Here is a 16,400-nt window from a genome sequence, read left to right as displayed (position 1 = left end):
ATGAACGCCACCGACCTCGCGGTCGAACTCCGCTCCGTGCGCCGGACCTACCGGCGCGGGCCCGAGCCGGTCGTCGGGCTCGACGACGTGACCGTCGGGTTCCCCTTCGGCACCTTCACCGCCGTCATGGGGCCCTCCGGGTCCGGCAAGTCGACGCTGCTGCGCGCCGCCGCCGGGCTGGAGGCCGTCGACCGGGGCGAGGTGCGGGTGGACGGCACCGTCCTGGGCGGGCTGCGCGACAAGGAGTTGACGATCCTGCGCCGGGAGCGGATCGGCTTCGTCTTCCAGTCCTTCAACCTGCTGCCCGCCCTCACCGCGGCGCAGAACACGGCGCTCCCGGCCAAGCTGTCCGGCCGCCGCCCCGCGCCGGCCGAGGTGGCCGCCGCGCTGGCCGCCGTCGGCCTGGCCGACCGGGCCGGGCACCGGCCGGGCGAGCTGTCCGGCGGCCAGCAGCAGCGGGTCGCCATCGCCCGGGCGCTGATCACCCGCCCGGCGGTGCTGCTCGCCGACGAGCCGACCGGCGCCCTGGACACCCGCAACGGCCGCGAGGTGCTCACCCTGCTGCGCGGGATGGCCGACGACCCCGGCCGGGCCGTGGTCATGGTCACCCACGACCCGGTCGCCGCCGCGTACGCGGACCGGGTGCTCTTCCTCCGGGACGGCCGGCCGGCCGGCTCGCTGGAGCGGCCCACGGCCGAGCAGGTCGCCGCCCGGATGGCCGCGCTGGAGGCCGACTCGGCCGAGGCCCGTAGCCCGGAGGCCGTCGCGTGCTGACCCTCGCCCTCGCCTCCGTCCGGCTCCGCTGGGCCTCCTTCGTCGGCAGCTTCGTCGCGCTGACCTGCGGCGTCGCCCTGCTGGCCACCTCGATCCTGGTCATCGCCGCCACCGCCGACGTCCCCGACCAGGGGCGCCAGCGCTTCTCCGAGGCCCCGGTGCTGCTGGTCGCCGACCGGAACGTGGACTTCACGCCCGCGGGCGGCGGCGACGTCCAGCCGACCCAGGTCCCCGCCCAACCCGGCCTGCCCGCCGGACTGCTGGCCGCCGTCGCCGCGACCGGCCGCACGGTCGAGGACCACACCTTCTACGCCCAGCTGGCGGACGGCCCGCGCGGTCAGGTCGGCCGCGCCTGGTCGAGCGCCGCGCTGGGCGGCTACCGGCTCACCGCCGGGACCGCCCCCGCCGCCGACGACCAGGTCGTCATCGGCGGCGGCCGCCCGGAGCAGGTCGGCCGGCCGGTCCGGTTCGTCACCGCCGACGGCCCGCACACCGCGACGGTCTCCGGCGTCACCGAGGCGGAGGCCTTCGAACACGCCGTCTTCTTCACCGACGCCCGGGCCGCCCGGTTCAGCCCCGCCGTCGGCGCGCTGGCCGCCTTCGGCCCCGCCGACGCGGTGCGCCGCGCCGTGGACGCCAACGGCGGGGCGGGCGTGGCCCGGGTGCTGACCGGCGCCGAGCGCAGCCAGGCCGACCCGCATCACGCCGAGGTCGCCGCCCGGCTGGACGGCGTGCAGACCCCGCTCGGCCTGTCCGCCGCGGTCTCCGGCGGCACCGCGGTGTTCGTGGTGGGCGGCACCTTCGCGCTGTCGATCGCCCAGCGCCGCCGCGAACTCGCCCTGCTGCGGCTGATCGGTGCCACCCGCCGCCAGCTGCGCGCCCTGGTCAACCGGGAGGCACTGGTGGTCGGCGTGTCGGCCTCCGCCGCCGGGTGCGCGCTGGGCGCGGCCGGGGCGGCGCCGGCCGCCCGCTGGCTGGTGGACCGCGACCTGGTGCCGGCCGAGTTCACCGTCCCGGTCACCTGGTGGGGGCTGCTGGTCGCGGGCGCGATCGGGCTGCTGACCGCGATCATCGGCGTGGTGTTCTCCTCCGTGAAGGCCGGGCTGATCAGCCCCGGCGAGGCGCTCGCCGAGGCGGACGCCGAGCGGACCTCGCGCGCCGCGCCGGCGTTCCGCTGGGTCAGCGGCCTGCTGGTGCTCGGCGGCTCCGTCGCGGCCCTCGCCCTGACGGCCCGCAGCTGGCCGGACGCGGCGGCGAGCGTCGCCGACTCGCTCGCCCTGCTGCTGCCGGTCGTGGCCGGCTGCGTGCTGCTGGCGGCCGTGCTGGCCGGTCCGGCGATCCGACTGCTGACGGCGCTGCCCGCGCTGGTGGCCCGGCTGCGCGGCCGGGCCGCCGAGGACGGCGGCGGCATCGTCTGGGCGACGGCCCGGCAGAGCGCGCTGACCGCCTTCCGGCGCACCGCCGCGACCACCACCCCGGTGGTGCTGATCATCGCCTTCGCCGGGTGCCTGGTCGGCAGCATCGACACCATCGACCGCGCCCAGGTCACCGAGGCCCGCGCCCAGCTGTCCGCCGCCGACCTGGTGGTCAGCCCGGCCGGCACCCCCGGGCTGAGCCGGGCCGTGGCGGACCGCGTCCGGGCCGTGCCCGGGATTCAGGCCGCGGTGATCACCCCGACCTCCCTGATGGCCCCGGTGTCCGACGGCCAGGCCCTGGTGCCCTTCCGGGCCGCGGTCGCGGATCCCGCCGCGCTGGCCGCGGTCGACCGGCTCCCGGTGGTCGCGGGCTCGCTCGCCGACCTGGGCCCCGGCTCCGTCGCGCTCAGCCGCACCTGGCCGGGCTCGCCCGCGGTCGGCAGTCGGGTGTCCGTCCGGCTCGCCGACGGCACTCCGCGCGAGCTGCGGGTCGCCGCCCTGCTGGGCACCGGCGCCGAGGCCGTCCAGGCCTGGGTGACCGGCCCCGACGCCGTCACCGACGGGGTCGGCGGCCCGGCCCTGGCCGACCGGATCGACGTACGGCTGCTGCCCGGCACCGACCGCGCCCAGGCCACCGCCGCGTTGCGGACGGCCGTGGACGGGCTGGGCGCCCGGCTCGCCACGCCGGAGCAGGTCTGGTCGGCCGCCACCGACAGCACCGCGGAGCAGTCGTGGAACGCCCTGCTGATGATCCTCGGCCTGGCCATCGGCTACGCGGCGATCACGCTGGCCAACTCGCTGGTGATGACGGTCAGCGACCGCCGTCGGGAGCTGTCCCTGCTGCGGCTGGCCGGCGCCACCCGGGGCCAGGTGCTGCGCACCGTCGCCGTCGAGACGCTGCTGTGCGTGGCGGCCGGCACCCTGCTGGGCGGGCTCGGCACGGCGATCAGCCTCGGCGGCTCCTGGGCGGCGCTCACCGCCCTGGTCGGCCCGACGCCCGTACTGGTGCCCTGGACGATCCTGGGCGTGCTCGCGGCCTGCTGCGCGGCCATCGCCCTGACCGCGGCGGTCCTCCCGGCGGCCCTGGCGCTGCGCGGCCGGGACGGCCGAACCGTCCTCCGCGGCGCGGCGGCCTGAGCCCGGCCGCAGAAGTCGGGAAGGGCCGGTGACTCCTGGCTCGGGGCGTCACCGGCCCTCTGCGTTGCACGCGGGTTCCGGGCGCACCGCCCGTCCAGGACGCGGTCGGCGAGGCGATGGCGCTGATCGCGCCCTGGCTGCGGGGGGCCCTGGCTGCGGGGGGCCCTGGCTGATCGTGCCCTGGCTGCGCGGGGTGCCGGTCGGCTGATCACCCCGTCCGACGAGCGTACGAACCCTCCCGGCGGCGCAACCGCCCGTGGCGCCGCCGGGAGGGGCCGCCGGGCCGCCGCTAGCGTGGCGGCATGGTCGCCCAGGAGCTGGATCTCGCCGCGCTGCGCCGGGTGTACGGACGCCCCGGGAGCCGGTGGTTCTACACCCGGGTGGCGCGCAACGCCCGGCACTGGGGGTGGACCGAGCCCGGGCAGTCGAAGTGGCGGCTGTGGCGGGCGCAGCGGCAGTTGCAGGACGTGCTCGGGCGCAAGCTGGCCCTGCCCGCCGGGTCGAGGGTGCTGGACGCGGGCTGCGGGGCCGGGGTGGTGGCCCGGGCGATGGCGACCCGGTTCGGGTTGCTGGTCACCGGGGTCGACGTACTGGACTTCCACCTCGCCGAGGCCCGTCGGCTGAGCGCCCGCGCCGCGCTCGCCGACCGGACCGACTTCCACTGGGGCGACTTCCACGAACTCCCTTTCCCGGAGGAGGAGTTCGACGGCGCCTACTCGATGGAGACGCTCGTCCACTCCTACCACCCGGCCCGCGCCCTGGCCGAGTTCCACCGGGTGCTGCGCCCGGGCGGGCGGCTGGTGCTGCTCGGCCCGATGAGCACCCGACCGGTGGACGAACTCCCGCCGCCCGCCCGGGCGTTGCTCGAACCGTTCCTGGACGCGATGGCGATGGCCGGCGCCCGGCTCTACCACGCCGGCAACCTGCCGGAGCTGCTCGCCGGGGCCGGCTTCGAGGTCGAGGAGTCCCTGGACGCGACGCCGCACTACCTGCCGACCACCGAGGCGGTGCACGCGTACTTCCGGCTGCCGTGGGCGCTGGCGCGCCGCCTCGGCGACCCGGCGCGCTGGCTCAATCTCCGCTCCACGGTGGAGATGTACGCGGTGCGCGAGCACGTCGCCTGGTACGTTCACACCGCCGTCAAGCCACCGAGGTGACCGCCATGGACGAGCACTCCGCCCCGCTGCCGTACCCGAGCGGCTGGTTCTGCGTGGGCCGCGCGCGTGACCTGCCGCCCGGCCGGGTGCGTACGGCCCGGCTGATGGGCGAGGACGTGGTGCTGTACCGGACGGCCCGGGGCGCGGTGCGCGCGATCGGGCCGCACTGTCCGCACCTGGGCGCCCACTTCGGCGCGGGCGGGCGGGTGCGGGGCGAGGAGCTGGTCTGCCCGTTCCACGGCTTCGCCTTCGGCCCGGACGGCACGTGCACGGGCTCTCCGGACGGCACCCGGTTCCGCGGCGAGCTGGCGAGGCGCCGACTGGTCGAGCGGGACGGCGCGCTGTTCGTCTGGCGGGGCGGGCCGGCGGGCGCCGCGCCCGCCTGGGAGCTGCCGCCGGCGGTCGGGGTGCGGCCGCTGGCCTGGTGGAGCGGGGAGGTGGCGTCCCATCCGCAGGAGGTGCTGGAGAACAGCGTGGACTTCCGGCACGCGGCCGTGCTGCACGGCCTGGACATGCGGGAGACCGCCCCGCCGGAAGTGGACGGCCCGCTGTTCACCGTCCACCAGCGGACCGTCACCCGGTTCCCGGGCCTGGGCGCGGTGCAGCTGGAGCAACCGGTCACGCTGGCCGGCCTGGGGATGATCCGGATGGTCGCCGAACTGCCGGAGCTGGGCGCCGCGTTGCGGGTGTGGGTGCTGCCGACTCCGCTGGCGCCCTGGCGCACCCTGGTGCGCTTCGCGGTGACCGCCACCGTGCCGGTGCCGGGGGTCGGGGCGGCGCGGGCGGTGGACAAGGCGGCGTCCTGGCTGGCCTTGCAGGCCTCGGTGCGGATCATCAAGCAGGACCGGCCGGTGCTGGCCCACAAGCGGTACCTGGCGCAGCCGCGGCTGGTGCCCGGGGAGCGTTCGATCGGGCTGTTCCGGCGCTGGGCCCGGCAGTTCTACCCGGAGGGCGCCGAGGTTCCGAAGGGCCGCAGAGTACCGGAGGACTCCACAGGCCTGGAGGGCTCCACGCCGCTGGAGGGCTCCACGCCGCTGGAGGGCTCCACGGCGCTGGAGGGCTCCGACGCCTGCGACACCGTGGAGCCGGTCAGCGACTCCCAGAGCGGGTCGGGCAGTCCGGGCACCGACCGCCCTTCGGACTGCCACAACCGGGCCAGCTCGGCGTAGATGGGCGTCTCCGGGTCGGGTTCCGGAGGCTGCCGCGTGCCTTGCAGGATCGTTTCTGCGACCGGCGAGCACCATCCCGCCGATGTCACCCCAGAAGCACTCACATCCACCCAACTCGCCCCACGCGCACCGGGTCACGGCCACGTCAACCGGGCGGCCCGCGCATCCACCCCGCGCGGGCCGCACCGGCCGCGGCTCAACGCCGCCGCCCCGCCGCCAGCAGCTCCGCCACCGTCGCCAGCTTCACCCGCGGCCGCCCCTGCGCCGCCCCCCGCTCGCGCTCCGCCCGGTCCACCGCGCGCAGCTCCCGCAGCCCCACGGCGTCCGGCCGGCGCCGCCGCACCAGCCGTTCGAACTCCGCCCGCCCCGCCGAGGGCTCCGGCAGCACCCGGGCCACCGCGTCGTCCAGCAGCGCGTCCACGGTCTCCCGCGCGCAGGCCCGGTTGGCGCCGATCCCGCCGGACGGCCCGCGCTTGGCCCAGCCGACCACGTACGCGCCCGGCAGCGCCCGCCCGGTGGCCGGGTCGACGACCCGGCCACCCAGCCGGGCGACCGTCCCGGCCCGCTCGTCGAAGGGCAGCCCCGGCACCGGCACGCCGCGGTGCCCGATCGAGCGCACCACCAGCCCGGCCCGCAGGGTCGCGCGTTCGCCCGTCGGGCCGCCGGGCTCGCCGTCCGCGGTCAGCGCCGTCCGTTCGACGGTCAGCCCGGAGACCCGGCCGTCCTCCCCGGTCAGCTCCACCGGTGCGGACAGGAAGCGCAGCACGATCCGCCGGCCCGGCCCCGACCCCGGCCCCGACCCCGGCCCCGACCCCGGCCCGGGCTCCGCGCCCTCGGCGGTGCGCACCAGCGGCAGGCCGGCCAGCAGCGCGGCCCGCGAGTCCGGCGCGGCCGACTCGATCGCCGCCCGCACCTGCGGGTGGTCCTCGACCACCAGCTCGACGCCGGGCAGCCGGCGCAGCGCCAGGAACTCCGGGGTGGTCCAAGCGGCCTGCTCGGGCCCGCGCCGGGCCAGCAGCACGACCTCCCGGACCCGGCTGCGGCGCAGCGCGGCCAGGGCGTGGTCGGCGATGTCGGTGACGGCGAGCCGGTCGGGGTCGGTGAGCAGGATCCGGGCGATGTCCACCGCGACGTTCCCGTTGCCGACCACCACGACCCGCTCGGCGGACAGCTCGACCGCGTCGGCCGGCACCGTCGGGTCGGCGTTGTACCAGCCGACGAAGGAGGTCGCGGGCAGGCTGCCCGGCAGGTCCTCGCCGGGCACGCCGAGCCGCCGGTCGGCGGCCGCGCCGACCGCGTACACCACCGCGTGGTGGTGCGCGGCCAGTTCCTCGTGGGTGACGTCGGTGCCGACCTCCAGGTTGAGGTGCATCCGCAGCCGGGGGTCGTGGAAGACGCTCGCGAAGCTCTCCGCGATCCGCTTGGTGGACTGGTGGTCGGGGGCGACGCCGTGCCGCAGCAGGCCGCCGGTGACCGGCAGCCGGTCGATCATGGTGAGCTCGGCGCTGGTGCAGCGCAGCAGTTCCTGGGCGGTGTACCCGGCGGAGGGCCCGGTGCCGACCACGGCGATCCGCAGGGTGCCGAGTTCGCCCGGCAGGCTGCGCGGGAAGCTGGGCGCGCCCCAGGCGTGGTCGTTGGGGTGGTCGCGGTACCAGTCGCGGTTGAGGTCGCCGTAGACGACGTCCGGCCCGCGCAGCCGGTCGACCGGGAAGACCGCGTCGACCGGGCAGGCGTCGGCGCAGGCGCCGCAGTCGATGCACGCCTGCGGGTCGATGTACAGCAGGTCGGTGGTGCCGAACTCCGGTTCGTCCGGGGTCGGGTGGATGCAGTTGACCGGGCAGACGGACACGCACGAGGCGTCGTTGCAGCAGGTCCGGGTGATCGCGTAGGCCATGGCCGGGGTGGGTCCTCGCTGTGGGTGACGGATCGTCAGAGCATGTGCACGCGGCGGTAGACGGCCGCCGAGCGGCTGGTGATCAGCCCGGTCTCGGCGAGGAAGGCCATCAGGTGCCGGGAGCTGTTGCGCATCATCGCCTTGCGGTGCTCGTTGCCCTTCACCTCGTCGAGGGCCCGCCCGACGTCCAGCCCGACGGCCTTGTACACGCCCGGGTGGACCATGCTGCTGACGATGACGTACGCGCCGATCGCGATGCCGGTGGCGGAGGCCCGGCGGCGGGCCGGGCCGGCGTGGCGCACCCGCTCGCGGATCTCCTGCCGGGCGAACTTCATGTGCCGCGACTCCTCGACCACGTGGATCCGGGAGGTGCCGCGGACGATCTCCAGGACGTTCTCGCCGCGCATCCAGTCGCGCTGCATGACGTCGAGCACCTCCTCGGCCACCAGGATGCCGCCGTAGGCGAGTTCGCCCTTGGCGAGCGCCTTGAAGGCGCGTCCGGCCTGGGCGATCACCTTGTTGGGCCGGTAGGCGGGGACGCCCATCTTCTGGCAGGCGCGGGCGAACATGATCGAGTGCCGACACTCGTCGGCGATCTCGGTGAGCGCGAACTGGAACTCGGCGTTGGCGGGGTTCTTGAGGTACTGGTCGCGCAGCACCATCTGCTGGAGGATCATCTCGAACCAGATGCCGGTGTTCATGATCGAGCAGACCTCGTGCCGGGTGAGCGCGACCCGCTGCGGCTCGGTCATCTCGTCCCACAGCCGGGTGCCGTAGAGGGTGCTCCACTCGGGGTTGAGGCCGTAGTGCCCCTCGGGGAGGGGGGCGTCCCAGTCGATCTCGGTCATGGGGTCGTAGGAGAGGGTCGCGGCCGACTCCAGCAGTCGCTTCGAGACGTCGTCGTCGGCGGCGCTGTGGCCGTGGTCCGCCGCCCCGCGGCCGTGCCGGTCCGCCGCCTGCCCGGTGAGAGCCATGGCTGCCTCCAAGGTGCCTGCCCCTGCGGGTTCCCGCTCACCCGCCTTATTAGACGGACAGTACAATAAGAGCCGGTCCCCGAGAACCCCCTGCGCAGCGGCGAACCCGCACACGGCGCGAAGGGCGGGACCCCGGGGATGGGGTCCCGCCCTTCGCAGGTGCCGTGCGTGCCTCGTGCGTGCCTCGCGCGTGCCACGCGCGCCGACCGCCCGTCGTCGCTCAGGCGCCGACCGCCTTCCGCAGCGCCTCCGCCGCCTCCGCCGTCGCCTCCTCGAAGCGGTGGCCGACACCGATGTAGTTGGCGTAGCCGTGGATGAGGTCCGACTGCCGGCTGAGGTACACATCCACCCCGGCCTCCCGCAGCGCCTGCGCGTACGCCTCGCCCTCGTCCCGCAGCGGGTCGAAGCCCGCGGTGCTGAGGTAGGTGGGCGGCAGCCCGGCCAGGTCCTCGGCGAGCAGCGGGGAGATCCGCGGGTCGGTGCGGTCGACCGGCTCGGGGGCGTACCGGTCGGCGAACCAGTCCATGTTGTCGCTGGTCAGGAAGTAGGTCTCGGCGAAGTGCCGGTGCGAGTCGCGCTTGGTCGACAGATCGGTCACCGGGTACAGCAGCAGCTGGAACACCGGCACCGGGCCACCCCGCCGCACCGCCTGCTGGACCGTGACGGCCGCCAGGTTGCCGCCCGCGCTGTCCCCGCCGATCGCGATCCGCTCCGGGTCGGCGCCCAGGTCGACCGCCTTGGCGAAGGCGTAGTCCAGCGCGGCCTGGACGTCCTCCAGCCCCGCCGGGAACACGTGCTCGGGCGCCAGCCGGTACCCGACCGACAGCACCCGCACCCGGCCCCGCTCCGCCAGGAACCGCGCGACGTGGTCGTGGCTCTCCAGGCTGCCGACCACCCAGCCGCCGCCGTGCACGTACACCAGCAGCCCGGAGCCCTTCCCCACCCCGCCCGGCGTGTACAGCCTGGCCGCCAACTCGCCCTGCTCCTGCGGGATCCCGACGTCCCGCACGGCCACCGAGGCGATCGTCCGCCCGCCCACCAGGTACCGCGCGTACTCCATCTCGTCCCGTGACGGGCCCACCCCGCCCGGCATCACCATGGTCGCCTTGGACATCCGCTGGAACTTGAGGATCACCTGCGCGTCCAGCGCGAGCGTCTGCCCGTCCCGCACCTCGGCCTTCCCGGCGAAGGCCCGCCGCAGGCCCTGGGGCAGGGCGTACGCGGCCCGGACGACGGCGGCCTGGATCCGGACGGGGAATGGAATCGACATCTTCTGCCTCCTGGGGCCTCTGTCTGAGCCCCTCGGCTGGGGCCCCGGACCGGGAGCCCATGATGGGCTCCCCCCAAGGGAGTTGGAAGCTTCCTCGATGCCTTCTGGAGCCGCCCTCGACCCGTTCCGTCCGGTGCGTGCACCGACACGTTCGCGGGTCGGTGCACGGATCGGTGCACGGATCGGTGCACGGGTCGGTGCACGGATCAGCGCGCGTCGGTGCACGGCTCAGCGCGCCGACCAGACCACCTCGGGCCGCACCTCCGGTCCGACCATCGGGTCGGTCACCTCCCGGTTGCCCTGGAAGCCGAGGAACACGGGCTGCACACCGTCGGGCAGCAGGTAGATCTCACAGGTGGAGACGGACTTGCCGGGCTCCAGGCGCATGTCCTCGTCCGAGGCCTCCTGGCAGGGGCTGAACGGCACGCCCCAGCTCGCGGCGCCGATGTACGCGCGCTTGGTGTCGGCGCCGAACAGCAGCAGCTTGTGGACGAAGCCGCCGAAGTCCGACCCGCCGCCGTCGTGGTCGTACACGGCGGTGACGTACCAGGGCGTCCGCCCGTCCATCAGCCCGACGCCGAGCTTCCCCACCGCGTCCCGGTCGCCCTTGACGACGGAGACGGGCGTGACCCGCAGCCGGGTCTGCTCGTGGTCCGGGTAGTGCGTCTCGGTGACGCCCTCGGCGGCCTTGAGGGCGTACGGCTGCTCGAAGGTGCCCTTGCCGCCGCCGCCGGCCGGCGGGGTGGTCGCGGTGGCCCCGGGCCTGGCGGTGCTCGGCCCGGTGGCCCCGGGCCCGGTGGCAGTGGCGCTCGGCCCGGCGTTCAGCGGCGGGTCCACGTTGTCGGGCCCGCACGCGGCGAGCGCGAGCGCGGCCAGCCCGAGCGGCAGGACGGTTCGGAGCAGACGGTCGGTCAGCACGGTGCGGTTCCCCCGGAGTGTCTCGTGACCCAAGCCCGGGCGACGCCCCCTGCGCCCCCGGCAGAGCGACCCTACCCCGCCCCACCGGCACCGCCCGTCACTCCCGTACACACCCCCTCACCTGCCCTTCACCCCTCGGCCGCCGACCGGGCGCCCCGCCCCGCCCCCGGCCAGGACCTGCGCCGGTCCCGGGCGTCGAAGAGCACCAGGGCGTGGGCGGCGGGCTGGAGGGCGTGGCGCAGGGCCGTGAGCGTCGGCTGCTCCAAGCCGCCGAGGGCTTCGGCGAGTTCCTCGGACACGTCCTGGGCGATCTCGGCCGCGACGGCCTCCGGGGGCGTGCGCGGGCCGAGTTTGCTGACGGCCGCGGCCGCGCGGGTGGGGGTGAGAAGGGCCGAGGCCTGGACGAGGAGCCAGGCGGGGGCGCCGGCGGCACCCTCGGGCGGGGGGAGGTACGGGCGGGCGCCGTCGTAGCGTTCGTCCTCGGCGAAGGCCTTCTGCTTGACCTTGAGCACGGGGCGGCCCGCCTCGGACTCGCGCCACTCCCCCGCGGGCTTGAGGACGTAGCCCTCGGCGAGGTTGTCGGCGAGTTCGGGCAGCCCGAACAGGGCGGGCACCCGGCTGGGGAACGCGGCCGGCAGGTCCTGGAGGGTGTTCAGCGGGCCGCGGGCGAGCAGTGGCGCGCAGCTGAGACCGGCGGCGCCGGCGGCGGCCCGGAGGTCCCGGTCGGCGAGCCAGACCCGGCCGTCGGCGGTCTCCACCGTGGCGTCGAAGGGCAGCCAGCGCAGCCCGGGGGCGTACCAGACGCCGGTCTGCACGGGGTCGACGCCGGGGGCGGCGGGGACGTCGGGGTGGGGGTAGCGGCCGCCGGCCAGTTCCCCGTACAGCGTGACGACGGCTCCGGCTCCCCGGCCCGCCCGGACCGCCGCCGCGAACCGGCCTGCGGCGACGAGCAGTTGGGGCCAGATCCGGCTGACACCGAAGAACGCGTCGAGGTCCTCGTCCCCGAGCAGGTCGCGCCGCTTGGCGGCCCGCACGGTGTCGCCCTCGCAGACCACGGCGAAGTGCGCGCCGTGGACCTTCTCCGCGGCGGTCCACTCACGGCTGCCAGGCGCGCCGGGGCGTCCCTTCGCGGGGATCTTCGGATAGGGCTTCAGTTCGGACCCGGATTCGGACACGAACAGGATCCTCGCCGCAAAGCCCTTCCCTGGCAACGGAGATGTCTAGGACATCCCCCACAACCCGGCGAGGTGGGCGTGCAGCAGGTCGGCGGCCTCCGCCGCCGTCCGGTGGCCGATCAGGACGTGCCCGGTGAGCCCGTCGGCGAGGGCGAGCAGCGTCCGGGCCTCGCGCCGGGCGTCGAGGGCGGGCGAGGCTTCCGCGACGAGCCGGGCGAGCAGCCCCTCCAGGTCGGCGTAGCTGGTGCGCAGCCCGGCGGCCAGGGACGGGTCGACGGCGGCCGCGGCGAGGAAGGCGAGCCAGATCCGGGCCTCGGCGCGGTGTTCGTCGCCCAACAGCGCCACTTCGCCGACGACGTGACCGACCGTGCTGGCCGCCGATTGGGCGGGGCTGGCCACGACCCGCCCGTGGGCCCGCGCGGTGACGCGTCGGCCGATATGGCCGAGGGCGAACCGGAGCATCTCCTCCTTGGTGCGGAAGCAGCGCTGGACGGCCCCCATCGACACCTCGGCGCGGACGGCGACGTCCCGCAGGTTCACGCCCTCCAGCCCCTGCTCGTCGATCAGCGCGCACACCGCCTCGACGATCCGCCGCCGGCGCTCCTCGTGATCCACCTGCCTGGGCATCCGCCACCCGCCTTCCAGCCCGGGGCCACCCCGTTCCGATACAACCGTATCGCCCCGGCCCCCGACAGTGCAGCATCCCGGTCCGCGCACGCGAGGGCAGGGCGGCTACTCTTCGCGCCGGATCGCATGCTCTGCGTGAGAGGATCACGCGACGGCACCGCGCCCCGACCCGAGGAGTAGGCATGGCCGAGCGCCAGAACGGCACCGTGAAGTGGTTCAACGACGAGAAGGGCTACGGGTTCATCAGCCCGGAGTCCGGCGCCGACCTGTTCGTGCATTTCCGGTCGATCGAGTCGACCGGCTTCAAGTCCCTGGTGGAGGGCCAGAAGGTGTCCTTCGAGGCCGTCCAGGGGCAGAAGGGCATGCAGGCCGACAAGGTCCGGGTCGAGGAGTAGCGGCCGGCCCCGGTGGATCCGTTCGCGCGCCCGGTCGACAGCGGCCGACCGGGCGCGCGTTCGGCTTTCCGGGGCCGATGGCACGTCGCTCTGCGGGCGCAGCCGGGCCACCACGCGCTCGGCCTCGGCGTCGGGTACGGCGCACATCCGGTCCCAGCACCAGGCCCCGTGGACCAGCAGGAAGGTCGGCCGTGCGGCGTCAACGTCCATGTGCGGTAACCCCGTTGCCGGTGATCGTGCCCAGGAGGTCCGACGATACCTCGTGGCCGTGCCGAGACGACAAAACGGCCGGTTGATCCGAAGATCAACCGGCCGTTCGCTGTGCGCGAGGGGGGAGTTGAACCCCCACGCCCTTTCGGGCACTGGAACCTGAATCCAGCGCGTCTGCCTATTCCGCCACCCGCGCATCTGGGTGATGGGTTAACTATAGACCATCTGGAGGGGTGCCTCTGACCACCTCAGACCAACGAGGGGAAGTCCCCGGATCGGACGGCCGAGAGGAAGGAGTCCCAGGCCGGGGCGGGGAAGACCAGGACCGGGCCGTGCGGGTCCTTGGAGTCACGCACGGGGACGGCGCCGGGGAGGGATCCGAGGGCCACCTCGATGCAGTCGCCCCCGTTGCTGCCGCTGTAGCTGCTCTTGCGCCAGACCGTCGAATCGAGCTCGTTCCTCGTCATTTCTAAACCCCTCCAGCGCATCGGCGATCAGCGCGAGCGAGTCGGCCACTGACAGTGCCGCCTCGTGGAGCAGATCATAGCTCCAGCGATGCCGCGCAACGATCGCCGGATCGTCGCTGGAGTGCCCGCGATCGAGACTCTCGGAGTAGACGCAGGTGCGGCCATCTGGCATCTCCAGCATCACCATGGACTTGTCGGCATTGGCCGGTCGACGCGTGAACGGCACAACCCGAATGATCACGTTCGGCAGTCTCGAAACGGTCAGCAGGTGCTGCATCTGGCGCCTCATCACCCTGGGGCCGCCAACGACAGTTCGGATGGCGCTCTCGTCCAGAATCACTAGCAGAGTCGGCCCGTCCAATTCCAGGAAGCGCCGCTGCCTAGCCAATCGCGCAGCCGCTCGCTCTTCGATCACTTTGGGCTTTCCAGCCGCATCACTGACTGCCAGGACAGACTCGGCGTATTCGCGACACTGCAAGAGGCCATGCACGACAGCCAGCTGGAAGATCCTCGCAGCCACCGCCTCGGCTTCCATGTCGGCATGGGTTCGAAACCAGTCCGGATGCTCAACCTCCGCGTTCCAGTCCACCCTCCCCCAGATCCGCTTGAGCGCACCGCCCGTGTTGAGTAGCTCATCGGCCTTCTCCACCAGTTCCGGCGGCATACGGCGCTGACCGGTCTCATACCGAGTGATATTCGTCCGGCTGCAGTGCAGCAGCTTCCCCAGCTCCTCCTGCGTGAAGCCCGCCAACTCCCGGTAGAACCGCAGCTCCTCACCGAACAGCTCCGCCGAACTGGCCGTCAACTCTCGCTTGAACCGCCGATGTGCCACAGCCGGCCCCCTCACACACCACGTGCCCCTGGCACCTGATTTCGGCCATCACCGTACCTCTGCAGCCTCGATGATTGACACCAGAACGCAATCATTTGCATGCATAGCGTGATTGCGCACTACTCCTGCGCTCCCCCATCCGCCCCCCGAGGAACTCCGCCATGCCCATCTCCCGCCGCCCCCGCGCGTTCGCCGCCCGCCTCGACTCCCGCATCGAATCCACCCCCCTGGCCCGGCACTTGCTCCGCGCCTACCTCGCCGCCCTCCCCACCGGCGACCGCTACCGCGACATCGCCGAGCTCCTCCTCGGCGAACTCTTCGCCAACGCCGTCCAGCACTCCGACGCCCCCACCGACCGCCTCATCGAGATCCGCTTCGCCCTCACCGACGACCGCCTCCGACTCGAAGTCCACGACGCCGGCACCGGCCGCCCCGACCTCCGCACCCCCACCCCCACCGACGAGCACGGACGCGGCCTCTTCCTCGTCGACGAACTCGCCGAACGCTGGGGCTGCTGCCCCCGCGCCGGCGGCATCGGCAAGTTCGTCTGGGCCCTCATCGCCCCCTCCCCCGTCCCCGCTCTCCTCGCCGTCTGAAAGCGCGCCCCCGATGCTGCCCCCGCTCCCCACCCTCGCCCGGCACGCCCTCGACCGCGGCCACACCCCCGCCGAGGCCTACACGATCCTGGCCCGCCACTGCGGCGAACCGCTCCCCGCCGCCCGCGCCGTCTGCCTCGCCCTCTCCATCCCCCTCGCCGAGGTCACCATCCGCCTCAACGACTGCTACGACGCCCTCCTCGCCAACCCCCGCCCCAACTCCGAAGCCGATACCGGCGAACTCCTCGAAGCCCTCGGCGTCTTCGACGTCCCCAGGACCCTCACCCCCACCGAACTCGCCGTCGTCGACCACTTCCTCACCGCCATCGACGCCATGGGCGGCATCCGCGCCGGCCACCAGCACGGCCTGGCCCGCTGGTTCACCACCGGCAACCTCACCGCCGCCTACCTCTCCCTCACCGCCGCCCACCCCCTCCCCACCACCGGCAACCCCACCCGGTACTGGACCACCCTGGTCGAGGCGGGCGAACTCCTCACCACCACCCCCACCCCCGACCCCCGCATCAAACCCGCCCTCGCTCAGTGCCGCAGCCGTGCGGCCCGAGCCGGTTCGGCGTCGTACTGATCTGCGTCGAGCCGCGCCTGCGCGTGGAAAACCTGCCGACCTCACGCAGCGAGGGCCGTGCTGGTCGCACGGCCCTCGCTGTGATGGGTGTGGGGCGCCCCGTTCCCGCCCTCGTCGTCCCGGATCTGCACATGGTGGTGAGCTGTGTGCTGTGCCCTGTCACTTGTACGCGGTGCTGAGCTGCACTGTCGGTGAGGAATTGAACCCCTGCGTTGCTCTTCACGCGCCAAGGGCCGGATAAACCGCCGACCCGCGGTGTGTGCACGCCTCCGTGGCGACTACCTGCTTCTCCCACACCCCGCTCGTGGGGGTCAGTCCTCGATCAGGTCGATCTCCCAGTTGGTGCGCTGGATCCGGGAGTCCACCTCGCGGATCTCCTTGGCCAGGGCGTCCGCCTGGGCACGGAGCTCCGCGACCGGCAGCGCGGACAGGATCCGGAGTTCGGACCGCAACTGCCGTACGGCTCCGCGCTGGTCGCGTCCGGAGGCGGCGTCGGCGGCCGCGGTGAGCACCGAGTGGCGCAGCCGCAGGACGTCCCGGCGGGCGAGGGCGTCGGTGAGGCTACCGCCACCCTCGACGAGCGCGGCGGAGTTGGTCCGGTTGATCTGACGGATCAGCCGCTCCAGCTCGTCCAACACCTGCCCGGCCTGGGCCAGGACCTCCGCCGCGTTCTCGGCCGGCTCCTCGCCCTCCTGGTAGCGGGCACTGCCGACGACGCGCGTCCGCAACTGCTCCACCTGCCGCACCGCAGCCGCGCGCTGCGCGAGCGCTTCAGCCAGTTTCACCGCGTCACCACCCCTACGT

Annotated in this window: 16 protein-coding genes and 1 tRNA gene; 7 read left to right on the top strand and 10 right to left on the bottom strand. The window is 74.3% G+C overall.

Going from position 1 to position 16,400, the window contains the following annotated elements; translation table 11 throughout:
* The 4 genes from ABTY61_RS26130 (at window position 1) to ABTY61_RS26115 (ending at window position 5,652) form a co-directional block, all read left to right on the top strand.
* Window positions 1-774, top strand: a complete 774-nt coding sequence (locus ABTY61_RS26130) for an ABC transporter ATP-binding protein (protein WP_350507508.1) — start codon at window positions 1-3, stop codon at window positions 772-774.
* On the top strand, window positions 768-3,326 hold the full coding sequence (locus tag ABTY61_RS26125) for an FtsX-like permease family protein (protein WP_350507507.1): 2,559 nt from the start codon (window positions 768-770) through the stop codon (window positions 3,324-3,326). Before ABTY61_RS26130 ends, ABTY61_RS26125 begins: the two co-directional genes overlap by 7 nt.
* A 302-nt stretch (window positions 3,327-3,628) precedes the next feature.
* Window positions 3,629-4,483, top strand: a complete 855-nt coding sequence (locus tag ABTY61_RS26120) for an SAM-dependent methyltransferase (RefSeq protein ID WP_350507506.1) — start codon at window positions 3,629-3,631, stop codon at window positions 4,481-4,483.
* 5 nt (window positions 4,484-4,488) lie between these two features.
* Window positions 4,489-5,652 (top strand): aromatic ring-hydroxylating oxygenase subunit alpha, encoded by a 1,164-nt coding sequence (locus ABTY61_RS26115; protein WP_350507505.1) that lies wholly within the window; start codon window positions 4,489-4,491, stop codon window positions 5,650-5,652.
* A 196-nt stretch (window positions 5,653-5,848) separates the two neighbouring features.
* On the opposite strand, the gene ABTY61_RS26110 is transcribed toward ABTY61_RS26115, so the two are convergent.
* The 6 genes from ABTY61_RS26110 to ABTY61_RS26085 all read right to left on the bottom strand — a co-directional run bounded on the left by ABTY61_RS26110 (window position 5,849) and on the right by ABTY61_RS26085 (window position 12,510).
* Window positions 5,849-7,546: a 4Fe-4S binding protein gene (locus tag ABTY61_RS26110; protein ID WP_350507504.1), complete on the bottom strand. Its 1,698-nt coding sequence runs from the start codon at window positions 7,544-7,546 to the stop codon at window positions 5,849-5,851.
* Window positions 7,547-7,581: 35 nt separating this feature from the next.
* Window positions 7,582-8,520 (bottom strand): AurF N-oxygenase family protein, encoded by a 939-nt coding sequence (locus tag ABTY61_RS26105; RefSeq protein ID WP_350507503.1) that lies wholly within the window; start codon window positions 8,518-8,520, stop codon window positions 7,582-7,584.
* 220 nt (window positions 8,521-8,740) lie between these two features.
* Window positions 8,741-9,790, bottom strand: coding sequence for an alpha/beta hydrolase (locus tag ABTY61_RS26100; RefSeq protein WP_350507502.1), 1,050 nt, complete (start codon window positions 9,788-9,790; stop codon window positions 8,741-8,743).
* Window positions 9,791-10,018: 228 nt separating this feature from the next.
* The gene (locus tag ABTY61_RS26095) at window positions 10,019-10,708 is read right to left on the bottom strand and encodes a hypothetical protein (protein ID WP_350507501.1); all 690 of its coding nucleotides are present in this window, start codon (window positions 10,706-10,708) and stop codon (window positions 10,019-10,021) included.
* Window positions 10,709-10,836: 128 nt separating this feature from the next.
* Window positions 10,837-11,883: an RNA ligase family protein gene (locus ABTY61_RS26090; RefSeq protein WP_350507500.1), complete on the bottom strand. Its 1,047-nt coding sequence runs from the start codon at window positions 11,881-11,883 to the stop codon at window positions 10,837-10,839.
* A 45-nt stretch (window positions 11,884-11,928) separates the two neighbouring features.
* On the bottom strand, window positions 11,929-12,510 hold the full coding sequence (locus tag ABTY61_RS26085; protein WP_350507499.1) for a TetR/AcrR family transcriptional regulator: 582 nt from the start codon (window positions 12,508-12,510) through the stop codon (window positions 11,929-11,931).
* Between the two features lie 182 nt (window positions 12,511-12,692).
* Here ABTY61_RS26085 and ABTY61_RS26080 point away from each other — a divergent pair, with 182 nt between their 5' ends.
* Window positions 12,693-12,905: a cold-shock protein gene (locus tag ABTY61_RS26080; protein WP_350507498.1), complete on the top strand. Its 213-nt coding sequence runs from the start codon at window positions 12,693-12,695 to the stop codon at window positions 12,903-12,905.
* Between the two features lie 322 nt (window positions 12,906-13,227).
* Here the strand turns inward: ABTY61_RS26080 and ABTY61_RS26075 are convergent.
* The 3 genes from ABTY61_RS26075 to ABTY61_RS26065 form a co-directional block, all read right to left on the bottom strand.
* A tRNA-Leu gene (locus tag ABTY61_RS26075) sits at window positions 13,228-13,311 on the bottom strand.
* A 52-nt stretch (window positions 13,312-13,363) separates the two neighbouring features.
* Window positions 13,364-13,504: a DUF397 domain-containing protein gene (locus tag ABTY61_RS26070; RefSeq protein ID WP_350507497.1), complete on the bottom strand. Its 141-nt coding sequence runs from the start codon at window positions 13,502-13,504 to the stop codon at window positions 13,364-13,366.
* A complete protein-coding gene (locus ABTY61_RS26065) occupies window positions 13,464-14,387 on the bottom strand; it encodes a helix-turn-helix domain-containing protein (protein ID WP_350507496.1) in 924 nt (307 codons plus the stop codon). Before ABTY61_RS26065 ends, ABTY61_RS26070 begins: the two co-directional genes overlap by 41 nt.
* A gap of 188 nt (window positions 14,388-14,575) precedes the next feature.
* On the opposite strand from ABTY61_RS26065, the gene ABTY61_RS26060 reads away from it, so the two are divergent.
* Complete coding sequence (locus ABTY61_RS26060) at window positions 14,576-15,010, top strand: ATP-binding protein (protein ID WP_350507495.1); 435 nt, start codon at window positions 14,576-14,578, stop codon at window positions 15,008-15,010.
* 13 nt (window positions 15,011-15,023) lie between these two features.
* Complete coding sequence (locus ABTY61_RS26055; protein WP_350507494.1) at window positions 15,024-15,596, top strand: hypothetical protein; 573 nt, start codon at window positions 15,024-15,026, stop codon at window positions 15,594-15,596.
* Window positions 15,597-15,907: 311 nt separating this feature from the next.
* Here ABTY61_RS26055 and ABTY61_RS26050 read toward each other — a convergent pair whose 3' ends face one another.
* On the bottom strand, window positions 15,908-16,381 hold the full coding sequence (locus ABTY61_RS26050; RefSeq protein ID WP_350507493.1) for a DIP1984 family protein: 474 nt from the start codon (window positions 16,379-16,381) through the stop codon (window positions 15,908-15,910).
* Window positions 16,382-16,400 lie beyond the last annotated feature (19 nt).

Source organism: Kitasatospora sp. NPDC096128 (assembly GCF_040303105.1).
GTDB lineage: Bacteria > Actinomycetota > Actinomycetes > Streptomycetales > Streptomycetaceae > Kitasatospora.
This window is presented reverse-complemented; position numbering and strand designations above follow the sequence as displayed.

Bases quoted from the DNA above. Each gene is read 5' to 3' on its own strand.
- ABTY61_RS26130 (WP_350507508.1), top strand. From the start codon at position 1: ATGAACGCCACCGACCTCGCGGTCGAACTCCGCTCCGTGCGCCGGACC.
- ABTY61_RS26060 (WP_350507495.1), top strand. From the start codon at position 14,576: ATGCCCATCTCCCGCCGCCCCCGCGCGTTCGCCGCCCGCCTCGACTCC.
- ABTY61_RS26105 (WP_350507503.1), bottom strand. From the start codon at position 8,520: ATGGCTCTCACCGGGCAGGCGGCGGACCGGCACGGCCGCGGGGCGGCG.
- ABTY61_RS26110 (WP_350507504.1), bottom strand. From the start codon at position 7,546: ATGGCCTACGCGATCACCCGGACCTGCTGCAACGACGCCTCGTGCGTG.
- ABTY61_RS26055 (WP_350507494.1), top strand. From the start codon at position 15,024: ATGCTGCCCCCGCTCCCCACCCTCGCCCGGCACGCCCTCGACCGCGGC.
- ABTY61_RS26120 (WP_350507506.1), top strand. From the start codon at position 3,629: ATGGTCGCCCAGGAGCTGGATCTCGCCGCGCTGCGCCGGGTGTACGGA.
- ABTY61_RS26100 (WP_350507502.1), bottom strand. From the start codon at position 9,790: ATGTCGATTCCATTCCCCGTCCGGATCCAGGCCGCCGTCGTCCGGGCC.
- ABTY61_RS26115 (WP_350507505.1), top strand. From the start codon at position 4,489: ATGGACGAGCACTCCGCCCCGCTGCCGTACCCGAGCGGCTGGTTCTGC.
- ABTY61_RS26080 (WP_350507498.1), top strand. From the start codon at position 12,693: ATGGCCGAGCGCCAGAACGGCACCGTGAAGTGGTTCAACGACGAGAAG.
- ABTY61_RS26085 (WP_350507499.1), bottom strand. From the start codon at position 12,510: ATGCCCAGGCAGGTGGATCACGAGGAGCGCCGGCGGCGGATCGTCGAG.